This is a genomic window from Chamaesiphon minutus PCC 6605 (genome assembly GCF_000317145.1).
Lineage (GTDB): Bacteria > Cyanobacteriota > Cyanobacteriia > Cyanobacteriales > Chamaesiphonaceae > Chamaesiphon > Chamaesiphon minutus.
The window spans coordinates 4,878,290-4,893,151 of the sequence record NC_019697.1 but is presented as its reverse complement, the minus strand read 5'-3'; the positions used below and the strand labels follow the sequence as shown (position 1 = coordinate 4,893,151).

The 14,862-nt window shown below is 47.1% G+C and carries 7 protein-coding genes; 2 read left to right on the top strand and 5 right to left on the bottom strand.

Annotation, left to right across the window (positions count from 1 at the left end; translation table 11 throughout):
- Positions 1-166: 166 nt before the first annotated feature.
- Positions 167-1,588 carry a serine/threonine-protein kinase gene (locus tag CHA6605_RS22235; protein ID WP_015161628.1) on the bottom strand — a complete coding sequence of 474 codons (1,422 nt, stop codon included), beginning with the start codon at positions 1,586-1,588 and terminating at the stop codon, positions 167-169.
- A 461-nt stretch (positions 1,589-2,049) separates the two neighbouring features.
- Here CHA6605_RS22235 and pheT point away from each other — a divergent pair, with 461 nt between their 5' ends.
- Positions 2,050-4,518 (top strand): phenylalanine--tRNA ligase subunit beta, encoded by a 2,469-nt coding sequence (gene pheT / locus CHA6605_RS22230; RefSeq protein WP_015161627.1) that lies wholly within the window; start codon positions 2,050-2,052, stop codon positions 4,516-4,518.
- Here the strand turns inward: pheT and CHA6605_RS22225 are convergent.
- Positions 4,515-4,805, bottom strand: a complete 291-nt coding sequence (locus CHA6605_RS22225; protein WP_015161626.1) for a hypothetical protein — start codon at positions 4,803-4,805, stop codon at positions 4,515-4,517. The two genes, pheT and CHA6605_RS22225, sit on opposite strands and share 4 nt — an antisense overlap.
- 58 nt (positions 4,806-4,863) lie before the next feature.
- Entirely contained in the window at positions 4,864-5,481 is a 618-nt protein-coding gene (gene cobO, locus CHA6605_RS22220) for a cob(I)yrinic acid a,c-diamide adenosyltransferase (protein WP_015161625.1), read from the bottom strand.
- Positions 5,482-5,581: 100 nt separating this feature from the next.
- Here cobO and CHA6605_RS22215 point away from each other — a divergent pair, with 100 nt between their 5' ends.
- Complete coding sequence (locus CHA6605_RS22215; RefSeq protein WP_015161624.1) at positions 5,582-6,199, top strand: metal-binding protein; 618 nt, start codon at positions 5,582-5,584, stop codon at positions 6,197-6,199.
- Positions 6,200-6,256: 57 nt separating this feature from the next.
- Here CHA6605_RS22215 and CHA6605_RS31960 read toward each other — a convergent pair whose 3' ends face one another.
- Both CHA6605_RS31960 and CHA6605_RS22205 read right to left on the bottom strand, forming a co-directional pair.
- A complete protein-coding gene (locus CHA6605_RS31960) occupies positions 6,257-11,461 on the bottom strand; it encodes a hybrid sensor histidine kinase/response regulator (RefSeq protein WP_015161623.1) in 5,205 nt (1,734 codons plus the stop codon).
- Between the two features lie 162 nt (positions 11,462-11,623).
- Complete coding sequence (locus tag CHA6605_RS22205) at positions 11,624-14,548, bottom strand: methyl-accepting chemotaxis protein (protein ID WP_015161622.1); 2,925 nt, start codon at positions 14,546-14,548, stop codon at positions 11,624-11,626.
- Positions 14,549-14,862: the final 314 nt, after the last annotated feature.

Sequence of the window (14,862 nt, the reverse complement as noted above, 5' to 3'; positions counted from 1 at the left end):
CTATCTTCATTTAGAAGGTGGGGCGATTTCATTTTGATTATGTAACCGCTAAGGCAATAGGTAGGGGTAGTTCATTAATTACCCCTACCTATTGTTTTATACCTCAATCCAGTGTTGAAAAGTTATGATTTCGATCGCAGGCTAATAAAATTAGCGAATCTATGGTTTACCTGCTTCTTTTAGCTAACATTTCGACTGCTAGATCTTGCCACTCTTGACGGAGCTTTTCATCTTCAGCTTTAGTGGTTAGCATTCTCCCATTTAGTTCGGGATGTTTGGCATAAAACTCGCGATCGACTTGACGATAAAATTTAGCTGCGGGAATATTGAGTTGTTTTAATTTTTGGCTGAGATCTTGTTGACGTTGTTGGACTGATGGTTGTGCTTTGAGGGGATTGGGAATAGAATTTACGATACTTGCAGTCGCATTATTAAATTGTTTGGTAACTGTACCGATCGGATCGCTAGCTTGGACCCATTTTACGACACCACTAATGGCCAAGCAGGTAAAAAACAATACACTCATTACTTTGGTGACTTGCCAAGCAGGTTTTTTCCACTCATTAGGATCTCTCGTCGGTAGTTGCGTGGTTGTGGGTGCGACGGAGGTATTACTCCTAGGACTAAATTCGAGCGTTTTGAGTTGTGAGATTTTATTGACGTGAGTGGCGGGTATAGAGTTAGTGGAAACAAATGTATGTACAGATCTACTCATACCATTACTATTATTGGCAACCGCAGGTAAAACTGCTAAAACTTCCTGTGCCGATTGATAGCGATGTTGAGGGTTATACTTGAGCAGTCGATCGATTATCGCAGTGAGTTCGGGACTGAGGGTGACATATTTACGCCAGTCCCAGCTTGCTTCTGCCGGATTGTAAAGCGTGTTGGCATCTTTGCCAGTCAGCAGGGTAAGTGCGGTTGCACCGACGGCATAAAGATCGCTCGATGGCGATACTTTACCCCGCATCATTTGTTCTTCTGGAGCATACCCTTGCTTGCCAATTCGCGTTTCGACTTTGGCATGACTCAACTGATAGACAACAGTAGCGGCAACTTCTTTGACGCAGCCAAAATCGATCAAAATTGGCAATCGATCGCGATCGCGGTAGATGATATTATCGGGTGAAATATCGCGATGAATGACACCGAGTCGATGAATATAATCTAGAACAGGTAATAATTTATGCAATAGTTCGATGACTTCGCCTTCATTAAAGACGCGATTTTGGCTGAGGCGATGATTCAATCGCTTGAGATATGTTTCGCCTTCAATATAATCTTGAATCAAAAATAGTGATTCAGCTCCCCGCTCATTTACCCGTAATAGTTCGCGAAAAGCTGGAATTTGAGGATGCTGAAGCTTGTATAAAACACCTGCTTCGCGCTCGAACAATTCTTTGGCTTTAATTAAGTCATCTTTGCCACTGACTTGCGGAGCGAATTCTTTGAGGACGCATTGTTCGCCAAACTTATTGCGATCGATCGCCAGATATGTTCGCCCAAACCCCCCACGTCCGAGTTCGCGCACGATCTCATACCGATTGCCTAAGATATTACCTGGAGTAAGTAAAGATGACTCAATCATATTAATGATGCAATAATTTAGCCGATTAGATAGAGAACTTATGTCTGAGATCTTACTGGGGTCGATCGAGGATGACTCGCGCCGATCGAGGATGCAATAATTTAGCGGATTGGATCTATTTGGTTCCCATACTTCTCTATTGACAGATTTACACCCAGTTATGTTCTCGATTTCGATCTTTGTCGTGTAACGCTACCCAATATTTCTGCCAGCAGGTGCTTTCGCTCGATAGTTAAAATTGCCATGTTATCGGCCATGACCTCAATCTCGATCGACGGCTCAGTCTCAATCGCGATCTGCTTATTCTCATTTTATCCTTAATTCAAGTATATCTTCGGCACTAATACTCAGCTCTACAATCTCCCTCCTGACACCAATCCCGATCTATACGACAATAGATAAGCGCGAGATTTTCCGTTTAGGAGGTTGCGCCAACGATGCTCATAGCTTGATTAAATTAAATGTATATCGCTCTAAATTGGTTAAAAGAACTAGTAGACTGCCAACTAGATCCGGAAGCGTTGGCGCAAACCTTGACACTGGCTGGATTTGAGGTTGAATCGATCGAGGATCGCAGTACTTGGGCGGATGGTGTCGTCGTCGGGCGAGTGCTGACACGGATTCAACATCCCAATGCCGATAAATTAAGCGTTTGTACCGTCGATGTTGGCGGCGAGGAACCACTACAAATTGTCTGTGGTGCGGCAAATGTGCGTGCGGGGATTCATGTGGCTGTAGCTACTGTGGGGACTTATTTGCCCAAAGTCGATCTCAAAATCAAACCTGCGAAGCTGCGCGGCGAAAAATCGGAAGGGATGATTTGTTCGCTCTCCGAGTTGGGTTTGACTAAAGATTCGGAAGGGATTTATATCTTCGGCGAAAGTGAAAGTCCCGAAACGCCTGCCATTGGGACCGACGTGCGACCGTTATTAGGATTGGATGATATCATCCTCGATCTGTCTTCTACCGCCAATCGTGCCGATGCGTTGAGCATGGTAGGGATTGCCAGAGAAGTCGCCGCACTGACTGGGGGGAAGTTGAAATTACCTGCCGTCGATATGTCGGCGATTGCTAAGCAACCGCAACTCACCGTCAGCGTCAGCGAAGCTCAGGCGTGCCCTGTTTATTCAGCTACCCTGATTGAGGGCATTAGCGTTAGTCCATCGCCAGAATGGCTCCAACGTCGCCTCCAATCGGCTGGTATTCGTCCGATTAATAACGTGGTGGATGTGACTAATTACATCTTGCTAGAGTGGGGGCAACCGCTACATGCTTTCGATGCGGCTAAATTGCAAGCAGTCAGCAGCAACCAAACCATCCAAATGGGTGTTCGCAACAGCCAGAAGCAAGGCGAAACATTAAAGACATTAGACGGGCAAGAACGTCAGCTCAACGCCCAAAACCTGCTAATTACTGTTAGCGACACCCCTGTCGCCTTGGCAGGTGTCATGGGTGGCGAAAATACTGAGGTAGATGAAAGCACCCAAAACATCGTCCTCGAAGCGGCAATTTTCGATCCCGTCGCGGTACGCAAATCGGCACGGAGCCAAGGCGGTATGCGCTCGGAAGCATCGACGCGGTACGAGCGCGGTGTCAACTTCGCAGAGCTAGAAACAGCCACTCATCGCGCGATCGAGTTACTCATTCAGTTAGCTGGTGGTAAGATTATCTGTCAAGATCTTAGCGATCGTCGCCCCGATTTGACCCTGCAACCGCGCACGATTAAACTGCGGTTAGTAAGATTAAATCAAATCTTAGGGCCGATCGATGATGATGGCGAACCTGGGGAAATTACAACTGAAGATGTCGAGCGCACGCTGACAGCGTTAGGTTGTCAATTGACAGCGACGTTAGATGATAAAGAAGAAACCGTTTGGGATGTTGTCGTTCCACCTTATCGTTACCGCGATTTAGAACGGGAAATCGACTTAATTGAAGAAGTCGCTCGGCTTTATGGTTACGATCGATTCATGGATACGTTGCCATCAGAATCAGCCGCAGGTTTCCTATCTTTAGATGAGGAATTATTGCGTCAAATTCGGGCGGCATTTCGGGCTGTTGGCTTAAATGAAGTCGTTCAATATTCATATGCCATTGAGAAATTAAATAACGGTTCGCAAGTAGAAATCATCAACCCGATGTTTACCGAATATGCTACCTTGCGATCGGAATTAATCTCCGGTTTGATCCAAAGTTTCCAAACCAATCTCGCCCAAGGTAACGGCGCACTCCAAGCCTTTGAAATTAGTAAAATCTTCGGACGCGATGAGACAGGATTGACAGAAACCGATGTCTTAGCAGGCATCATCGGTGAAGATCCTAGCGTCGGACGCTGGACGACAGGCGGTAAGCCGCAACCGCTCACCTGGTATGAAGCCAAAGGAATACTCGATAGCGTCTGCAATAGCCTGAATATCCCTGTAGAATATCAAGCAGATCGATCCGATGAAAAGCTGCATCCAGGGCGCACGGCGTCACTATGGTTAGAGGGACAGAAATTGGGTTACTTCGGACAACTGCACCCCCAAATCCGTCAGGAAAAAGATCTTCCAGCGGCGGTATATGTTTTCCAACTCAACCTCGATCCGATCCTCAATTATCTCGCAGCCGAAGAGCGGTTAGTACCAGTATTTAAAAACTATTCTACCTATCCCGCATCCGATCGAGATATTGCTTTCTTCGCCCCGATCGATCTATCTTTAGCAGATATTAAAAAATCGATCGTTAAGGCTGGCGGTGAGTTATTAGAAGATGTCGAAGTCTTCGATGAATATCGTGGTGCTAATGTCCCCGAAGGACAACGGAGTTTGGCAATTCGATCGATCTATCGCGCACTCGATCGCACCTTAACCGATACCGATGTGGAGCCACTACAACAAAAGATTCGCGATGTTTTAGTCGAGAAGTTTCGGGTTACTCTGCGGAGTTAATCATCGGAAACTCTCGATCGATTTAATGAGATCGCGATGGCCACATCAAATTTGCGATCTAAGTCGTTAAACTTCGTTTCTAATCGATCGATTCGTGCCTCCAACTGCTCGAATCGTCGATTCATTCTTTCTTCAATTGTGTCGATTCGTTCATCGATACGCTCGAAGGATGTGCTAACTTCTCTACTTGTCAGTTGAGTTTCTTCGAGCCTAGTTATGCGCCTTTCAAAGATGCGAATCTGTCGCTCTATCGCATCTCGATCTCTAGATTCATTGGTTGATGTCATTTTGTTTAATATTTAATCGATTTTGCTAAGTTTATTTTAATCAAACAGCCTAACATTTCTAAAATTCAATACCAGGTTGGGCTTTGACGCCTTGCTCGCGAAACGGATGCTTAATCATCGTCATTTCAGTCACTAGATCTGCAATATCGATCAAACCTTGGGGCGCGCCTCTACCTGTCAAAATTACATGCGATAGTTCGGGCTTTTGCGCCAATCCGGCAATGACGACTTCCGGGCTGAGATATCCCAATTTGAGAGCGATATTCACCTCATCTAATAATACTAATTGATAGCTCGGATCGATGATATAACTCAATGCCAGCTCCCAAGCCCGTTCGGCAGTGGCAATGTCGCGATCTCGATCCTGAGTATCCCAAGTAAAACCTTCACCCATCGCCTGAAACACTAACTGGTCGCCAAACCGCTCTAAAATCGCTTTCTCGGCTGGTTCCCACGCACCTTTGATAAATTGGACGATCGCGACTCGATAGCCGTGTCCGAGCGATCTGAGCACCATTCCCAGCGCAGCAGTGGTTTTCCCTTTCCCCGTCCCGGTATTGACGATAATTAAGCCTTTTTTGTCGATCGATTTCTCGATCCGCTCGGCTTGCACCTGCTGCCGCCGCTGCATCTTTTGTTTGTATTGTTCGTCTGTCAGATTTGATTCTGATGGCATAATCGAGCGATTAGGAATGAGAAGTGTATAATTGTTTTGGCTTTGGCACCAATATCTATAACTATCAACTATCAACTATCAACTATCAACTAAATTAACTTTGCCATCCGGACGCACACACGATCGAGTTACGCTGTGGAGTTTGCCACTAATTGCTGGTGGGACGTTGTATGCAACGGCCCGTGCCGATTTGGCCTTTTGGGTATCGGGAGGCTTCTTATTTAGTGGCTTGATTTTTGGGCCAGACTTAGATTTATACTCCTTTCATTACAAACGGTGGGGCATATTGCGATGGTTGTGGCGACCGTATCAACAAGCCATCAAACATCGATCGATCTGGTCGCATGGCCCCATTATTGGCACGATCGGACGCATTTTATATTTAAGTTTATGGTTGGGTTTGGTCGGTTTATTTTATGTAGGGATAGCTCGACTGGCTGGAGCTAAGACATATACCGGACAACAGTTAGTCGCTATTTTGCAACACTCGATCGAGCTGAATTTACCTGTTTATCTAGCTCTATTTTGTGGCTTAGAATTGGGCGCAATGAGTCACTATCTCAGCGATTGGCTGGTATCGACTTTCAAGCGATCTTCATTACGCAATCGATTCGATTCGCCACAGGCGACGCTACGCGAACGCCATTCCAAATCAAAGCCGATATCTAAGCAAAAAAAAATGCCTGTGAAACAGGCAAAGAAGTTACGTATTAAATAGTTGGGAGCGGGGAGCGGGGAGCAAAGAACTCAATCCGCAATCCACAATCCAAAATCCCTAAACAATCTCCAACACCTCACCCTTGATCATCCGCTTCGCCGCATCGAGCAGAGCCTCTTCCAGGTAGGGTTTGATGAAGTAGCCACTGGCACCGAGTTGGGAGGCGATTTGGCGGTGACGATCGCTACCGCGAGAAGTTAGCATCGCAACGGGGACTTTTTTGAGCGCGTTGTCTTTTTGGATGCGCGAGAGGAATTCGAGTCCATCCATCCGTGGCATCTCGATATCACAGAAGACGATATCGCAGGGTAGACCAGCCCTGAGCTTGTCCCAGGCTTCTTGACCATCGCGGGCTTGTTCGACCCGGTAGCCAGCCCGTTTGAAGGTCAATGAGAGCAATTCGCGGACGGTGATCGAGTCATCGACGATCAGTACCATCGATTCGCGAGTTTCGACAGTCGGAGCGGGGATACCATCCGTCCATTGAGTAGGAATATGGCGAGTCAGGGTGCCTTTGGCGAGGGCGATTAATTCCATCACGTCGGCAATCGGGACGATCCGACCATCACCCATGACGGTAGCTCCAGCAATGCCCAGTGGTTTAGCGGCTGGTCCTTGGAGGGGTTTGATTACAATTTCTTGGTCGCCAGTAATTTTATCTACTTGAACGGCGGTGAGATTGCCATCACTACGGAGAATCAAGACCGAAACCAGATCGCTATCGTCGTCATTAGCACTGTAGAAACTGTTACGCGCTAGCGGACGATTGAATCCCAGCAGCTCCGAGAGCGGTGTAAATGGCATGAGTTCGTCGCGCCAGAAAATACACTGATTGCCCTCAGCATCGGTTTGGATCTGTTCGGGACTGACATCTTGAGTATCTTCAATTCCATCCATTGGAAAGGCGATATTACTCTTGTTATTGATGGCAATCAGGGCTTTGGCGATACTGAGTGCCAGTGGGAGACGGATGGTAAAGGTCGTCCCAACGCCAAGCTGAGATTCGGTCGAGATCGTACCGCGAATATCGGTGATACTAGTTTTGACCACATCCATTCCCACGCCGCGTCCAGACAATTCATCCGCCTCGTCTTTAGTCGAAAAACTAGGCAGGAACAGGAGTTCGTAGACTTCGTTTTTGGTCATTGCTGCCGCTTGTCGAGCGGTAATAATGCCTTTTTCGATCGCTTTATTTTTGACGCGTTCGGGATCGATGCCCGCACCATCATCGGAGATCGAGATAATGGTTTGGTTCCCTTGGTGGAGAGCGCGAATCGTTATTTTTCCTTCGCTAGGTTTGCCCGCAGCTACTCTGGTCTCTGCTGATTCGATTCCGTGCGCGATCGCGTTATTGACCATGTGGTTCAACGGATCGGTTAAGCTTTCGAGGATGACTTTATCGATGAGGGTATCGCGACCTTCAACGGTGAGTGCGATCTCTTTACCATATTTGAGGCCATTATCCCGAACGCCGCGTTGCAACCTGTCGGCTGTTTGGGCAAAGGGGACCATTCGCGACTTAGTCAAGTCTTCCTGGAGTTGTCCTGTAATCTGCCGTAATGTCCGGGTCACTTCAGTACTGCCATCGACGACAAATTCGATATCCGCCGTGGATTCGCGTACTCGCACTGTCAACTCGATCATCTTTTGGGAGAGCAAGTGAATCGGCGTAAAGCGATCCATTTCTAACGGATCGTATTCGATGCCGCTATTATTACTATTAGAAATGTCTTCACTATTGGGTAAATTTGTCGGGGTGGGTTTGGACTGCTGACGGCTGGCGACGAGGGAATTTTCCATCAACGATCGCTCGTAGAGATCTTGCATCCGTTTCCCAACCTCGTTGAGCTTTTGGACTTCAGAGAGCAGTTTTTCGACAAACTGGCGCATCCGATTTTGGTCTTGCTCTAGGGTGTTGCGATTGACAACTAATTCTCCAACTAAGTTATTGAGGTTATCGAGATATTTGACCGACACCTTCATGGTTTGGTCGAATGTCCGAGATCGTTTGGCGCGGCGATCTTTTGGCTCGCGCTCCGGTTGGCGAGTGGTTGGTGCGACTGTCGGAGTGGGAGTAGCAAACAAGCTATCGAGATCGTCGAGACTATGTTCTGGCGCGGTGATGGTTGTTGGCGCATCCATTAAGGCATCGAGATCGTCGAAGGCTAAGGCCCCAATTGCAGCAGCACCCCCTGCTCCCACTGCAACACCGAGTAGCGCATCTAAATTTTCCGAATCCAGCAGATTCGATGCAGGTAGCTCTAACATGCCATCCAAATCTGTCAGCTCGGCACTCGATAGATCGGAGCTAAGTTCGTCAAAGTTAAAATCTAGTTCGGAAATATCTTCAAGATTTTGCGATGGCGATTCACTAGCACTTACAATGGTTTCATCTAAAAGATTGAGATCTAAGTCTAATCGATCGCTAGTTGCTGATGCTTCTATGCTCTTAGAAATATCTGCAAAATCTGGAGATGAGAAATCATCAGTATTGGTATTATTTGCGCCTAAAAGATCTAGGTTAAAATTCGAGCTATCTTCAGCCAGAGATGACTCGATATTGTCGAGTAACTCCAGATCTGTACCGATATCGGTCATATCTAGATCGTTGAAATTATCTAGATCGAGATCGAGATCTAAGTTTTCGTTACTAGCATTGATATCTGTCAACTCATAACTATCTGGCGAACTATGTTCGCTGGCGATCGCTTCAGCAGCAGGTACTTCACTAGGATTTAATAGCTCTAAATCTAAATCTGTCAAACTACTTCCGTTCGATGAATCTTCCGATAGCTCGTCAAAGCTTTGTAGATTGACATCGAGATCGGCAAAATCGCTATTGCTTGCCTCTACTTCAAAATTTATCAACTCGCGATCGAGCGCATCGATATCTAAATCGGTATCGATTAATAATATATCTGAATTATTAAGATTTGGTTCTAGATTTGCTTCGCTGAGATCGGTTAATTCTAATTCACCAAGATTATTGTCATTAGCAGTAAGGTTAGATTCATTCGCATCTTCCGCATTCGACGACTCTAGATCTCGATCGACAATACCGATCTCGTTCAAGTCTAATTCGGCAAAATCATCGAGTCGATCTGCGCCGATCGAACTATCGACCCAGCTTGTTAATTCGCTGGTAATTCGCTCGGTTTCTGTTGCGGGTGTCGCTTCTCGATCGCCATTTAAGTCTTCTAAAAATAGTAAATCCGAACCTGTCGAATGTGGCTCATCATTTAAGGTTTCTAGAAATGCTAAGTCAGCATCTACCGAAGATAGTCCTTCATTTAAGGTTGCTTCAAACTCTAAATCTGAATCGGTAGAAGGGATCTCTTCATTTAAGTTAGCTAAAAACTGTAAGTTGGCAGCTTGGAGATCTGCTGGTACATTAGCTGCATCTAATTCATTTAAGAAGTGTAGATCTGGATCTGCTGGTAACTTAGCTACATTTGAGTCTTCTAAATTGGGTTGCTCTGAAGCTGCTGCGAAATTACTAGCGTTGAGCTGTTCTAAAACGAGCACATCCGAAGTATGTGAGCAGCTTACATCAGTAACTGGCGGAAGATTTGAAATTGGCTCGCTAAGTGTGGCTTCCAGTTCGAGATCTGTTGGCTGCGATCGAACATCGGGACGAAAATCATCTGATGTGAGTGCGGCGATATCTGCTTCTGGCACAGTATTAGAGCCGAGTTCGGGATCGTCACTTTCGCGATCGCTCTTGACTGGTGGTAACTCCAATGCAGCCATTTCTTCAGGTGTAGAGACGCTCGGAAATAGATCGCTCATGGGTCGATCGAGGCTAAAATCTGGCCCAGCAAGATCGGCTAAATCTCGATCTAATGAGAGCGGTGGCGGAAGTTGTGGCTCGATCGGATCGAGTAGATCTAGATCTGAAAACAGGCTTTGTGGTGCTGCCAATTGTGCATCCGCCCAAAAATTGGGAAAATCAGCATCATCAATATCTCCTAGCTCGGGAGTATAGAATGTCTCTTCATCATACTCACCAGGAGCTACTTCTCCAACAGCCTCGATCGCCATTGCCAAATCAGTAACAGGCGGCACTGCTGGAGTCGATGCCGACGGTGCAAACATCTGCTGATAGAATGTGTCGTTCGAGCTACCAACCTCGCTCTGACTGATGTCTAGAGCTGCAAAATCTTCATCTTGCAGCCAAGTCCCTTCAGCAGGAATCTCATTACCCAGCGAGTTCACAAACTCATTTAATTCCATGGCATCGGCATCAAACTCAGCCGCTGGCAAGTCCATGGTGGCAGAGACGTTAGAATCGATCGATTTAAAATCCTGTGCTTGTAAATGCACTGGTGTTGGAGAGATTTCAATTTTTTCTGTTGTCTCTTCTTGAGTGCGATCTAATTTCCAGGTGCTGAGATTTTCGCCAGTGTGCTGTGCCGATTCGCCACTGCTGACATTTGGGTGAAGAATATGCTCGGCAATGGGAGCCTTAGTAGCGATTAAAGCTTCCAGATCTGGTGTCACTACAATCTGTTGATGGCGATCTGCCAAAACTAGAGCCTGTGCTTGTTTGACCGCGATCGTCATACTTTCGCCTAATTGTGGCAGAAAATTAGCTGGATTGGCGATCGCTAGCCGACAGGCGGTGAAGAGATGCGTCCATTCGAGGAAATCAAAATTTTCGCCGAGATTGCCTAATTTTTGACAAATCTGTTGAATTTGAGCGCGGATAGCTGGTGAATCTGGTTGCAAGCACAGATGGATGATTTCATCGAGCTTACGACTAGTGTATTCCCCAAAAACTTGTTCGATCGACGGATCGCGAACTACTGGTGGTGCGGGAATGGCAGATTTTGCTGGCAGATCGGCAGCGGCAAGCAGGTGTTGGAGATAAGCTTTGAGTTCTTCAAATACCGGATCGCCAATAGGATCTGGTGTTGCCGGATCTTGACGATACGGATCGCTAGATCCGCGCACCTCTTCGATCCCAGCTTGCAAGAAACTAAAACTTTCTAAAAATAGCGATTGTAATTGCGTATCTACTGCCAGTTGCGGGTGTTCTTTAAGGATTTTAAAATTGGCTTCAAATCGATCGCCAATTTTTTGGACATCGAGCAGTCCTAGCATTGCCGCACTACCCTTAATCGAATGTGCCGCACGAAACAGTTCGCGAATCATTGTCGGCTGTTTGACTGTTTCGGGAAGTTTGCGTAAGCCTTGCTCGATCGTGTTTAAGTGTTCGCTAGCTTCTTCTAAAAAGTAGCCTAGAATGCGATCTTGTTCCATGAGGGAATTGGGGATAAGGGGTAGGGGGATAGGTGTTAGGTGTTAGGTATTAGGCTTTAGGCAATCGGGTCTAGAAACTAGGGCTTAGGTGTCATATATTTATTAGGATGCTGGCATCCTAAACTCCCAAAACCTAAAACCTGAAGCCTAAAGCCTATTCAACTACTCGACTTTGAATCGTTCGACATAAGTTAGCAGGTTGCGAGCGACGACAACCAGGTTTTCGAGGGATGAAGATACCTTCTGTGCTTCTTGAGAAGTTGACTGAGCCTGAATTTCAACCGATTGCATAACTTCGGTGACGGCTTTGGAGGTTTCGCGTTGCTCAATCGTATCGGAGGTAATCGATCGTACTAGTGCATCGATCCGATTGGATACTTGAATGATGTCATCGAGAGATCGTTTGGCTTGTTCTGCCAGTTTGGTACCCTGAATAACTTGTTGCGTACCTTGTTCCATCGCTGCCATTACCGAACCAGTCTCGCTTTGAATCTGGAGTACGATATGCTCGATTTCTTTAAGAGCTTTAGCACTTCTGTCGGCTAGCTGGCGGACTTCATCGGCAACGATCGCAAATCCCTTACCAGATTCACCCGCTCTAGCTGCCTCGATACTGGCGTTGAGGGCCAGTAAGTTGGTCCGCGAAGCAATTTGCGAAATTACCGAGACAATTTGCGAAATTTGTTGCGAAGACTCGGCCAGACGCTTGACTTTGCGAGTACTTTCTGCAACTGTTTCGCGAATTTCTTGAATACCCGCTACCGTCCGCTCGACCGCTTCACCACCTCGGAGGGCGGTCGAAGATGCCGTGCGAGCTACTTCTTCCGATTCCCGCGCGCTTTCGGCTACCCGTTTGATCGAGGCGGTCATCATTTGGACGGAGTTCACTGTGACGGCGAGTTCTTCGGCTTGACTGAGGGCGTCAGAAGATAAGCGACGGGCGAAAGCTTCACTTTCGGTCGAACTTTGGTTGACCTGAACGGCGGCGACTTGTACCTGTTGAACGATCTGCCGTAAGCTATCGATCGTTAAGTTAAAGGAGTCTGCCACCGCACCGAGGACGTCGGCAGTAACTTCGGCTTTAACGGTTAGATCGCCGCGTGCCGCGCCTTCTACATCGTCGAGGAGGCGAATTACTTGGCGTTGGAGTTCGTCTTTGGCAAGTTCCATCTCCCGTGCCTTGCGTTGGGCTTCGGAGTTACTAGTGACCACCGATTGGAGCATATAGTTGAACGAAGAAGACAAGACGCCCAATTCATCTTGCGAAGAGACAGTCGCCCGCGCCCCCATATTTCCTTGAGCCACTTGCTCGAAATTAGACTGAAGATCGCGAACGCTCCGAGTCACCTGTCTGGTGTAACGACCAGTCAAGATTTTAGTAACCCCAAAACTAGTCAAGCCGCCCAATAACATCATCAACGCGCCAGCATTTTGGAGTGGCGGACGCGCATCTTTAGCAACTTTTTCGGGGAGCGTGAGACTGGCAACAAAAGTTACCCCAGCAATGACAACTGCCGCACCCAGACCCGCAGCACCAGAGATCATCCACTGCTTTTTCTGGAATGAGGCATTTTCAAACGGTGCAAAGATGCCTTGAGCGGGAGCAATGTGAGTCAGGTGGGAATTATCGTCTCGATACATACTACTTATAGCTCCAGTAGGCTGAGCTTTGATACCAGAGATCGACACTCCATTAATAAAGGTCGAACTATCATCAAACATAGCTGAAGATTTAGGTGTTTCCATCGCTGATGGTACGCGCTGTTCGAGAAAATCGTCTGGCAGATCCAAAAATCCCGATTGCGGCCCAAAGTCTCCATCTTCTGCTGCAAATTGTGGTTGCTCGATTGTCGCAAATTTTGGAGGGGATTGGGCTGGTGGGACATGAGCCGCAGGTGGAGTGGTATGGACTTCTTGAGGTTGAAACGCATCTTGAAAAGCTTGTGCCACATTAAAATCAAACCCGTCAGCTTGGGGGTTATCGATGTCATCGTGCCGCTCGATGCCGCGCGCATCGGCGGGGGAGATCTCGTCCATCCAATTGGCGGGATTGGATGACTGACCTGTTGGCGGCCAAGCCATTGGCAGCGCGCCGCTAATCTCATTGAGAGCATCAGAGATATCTTCGACCGAAAACTCCGCTGGACCGAAGTCGCCGCTAATTTCAGCGATTTTATCGTGGAGCGGCTGCACTGAGGGTTCGGGGGCATGAGCGGGAAAAATCATCGTCGGTCGCTCTGACGCCGCTACGGTGCTATCTGGCATGTCAGTATTGGACTCTGGCTCGGGGCTGACGGCTGCGGGTACATCTGTCGAGCGATCCGAACTTTCAAAGGGAGATGGAGACCGATCTGGATCGAGAGTCTCGAAGGCGCGCTGTGCTGCTGGCGAAATATTAAAAAAGCCAGTATCGTCTGCTGCTTCGGATGCGTTTGCTAGCGGTAAATCGTCGAATAGTTGCTCTGCTTTGCTTTCTTCCTGATTATAGCCAAATGCAAAAGCATCAGTGAGGGTTTCTTGCTCGTTGTTATAAAATCCAGTGGCTATTTGTGGTTTGTGGCTACCAATATTGGTGTTAGTCTCGAGCGAGAAAATATCTGTCCCTTGAGCGGGAAACAGTTGTCCCGACATATCTACGTTAAAGTTCAGCGCGGCTAGATCGAAATCTTCGTCAGCAGTCAGATCTTCCGGCTGTCTCCACGTTAGTAATTCGGCAGAATCGGCAGTCGTATTTCGGTAATGTCCGCCAGAATCGCCGCCATTAAACTGTTCGCGCTCGACTCGATCGCCCATTTGACCGATACAAGAATTGGCATAGTCTAATCCGCTATGGGCAAATTGTAAGAATTCTGGATCGGTAGAAATACCGATGACATATTCATACTCTTTTTTACCAATTTCGTATTGATACAAACCATAACAATAGATGTGTCCGCGCAAGAGCCGAACGCTAGGGTCGTCCTGAAATTTAGTAACTAGAGTGTCGATAATTGTCGCTGCTTTTTCATAGTTACCTTGGAGATAAGCTGCTTCTGCTAGTTGATAATCTTGAGTATAGTCTTGCATACGATCGGGATTAGAAATCATTGGGTTTCCTATCTATAACTGGCTAATTTTATGGGTTATTATTTTTTATAAGTTTCATTCTCTTGACGAAAATAGTCGGCTACTGACTACCCTCAACCGATACTCGATTCCGCTGTCACGCACCCCATGCGAACGAGTCATTGCTATCGAAAGTAGATCGAGATATCGACGCCGATAGTAGAAAGAAGATGACACTGTAAAAATTTAATTAACATTATTCGAGGGTAAAAGATGACTGCTCGGCTCGTTCGCATAGCGTCCGCCACAGCGGAATCTCGGTCAGAGCCGGAGAGCTGCATTTTAGACACCACGAA

What these genes read in the sequence shown, in the direction of transcription:
- CHA6605_RS22235 (WP_015161628.1), bottom strand. Translation starts at nt 1,588, where the DNA reads ATGATTGAGTCATCTTTACTTACTCCAGGTAATATCTTAGGCAATCGG.
- pheT (WP_015161627.1), top strand. Translation starts at nt 2,050, where the DNA reads ATGTATATCGCTCTAAATTGGTTAAAAGAACTAGTAGACTGCCAACTA.
- CHA6605_RS22225 (WP_015161626.1), bottom strand. Translation starts at nt 4,805, where the DNA reads ATGACATCAACCAATGAATCTAGAGATCGAGATGCGATAGAGCGACAG.
- cobO (WP_015161625.1), bottom strand. Translation starts at nt 5,481, where the DNA reads ATGCCATCAGAATCAAATCTGACAGACGAACAATACAAACAAAAGATG.
- CHA6605_RS31960 (WP_015161623.1), bottom strand. Translation starts at nt 11,461, where the DNA reads ATGGAACAAGATCGCATTCTAGGCTACTTTTTAGAAGAAGCTAGCGAA.
- CHA6605_RS22205 (WP_015161622.1), bottom strand. Translation starts at nt 14,548, where the DNA reads ATGATTTCTAATCCCGATCGTATGCAAGACTATACTCAAGATTATCAA.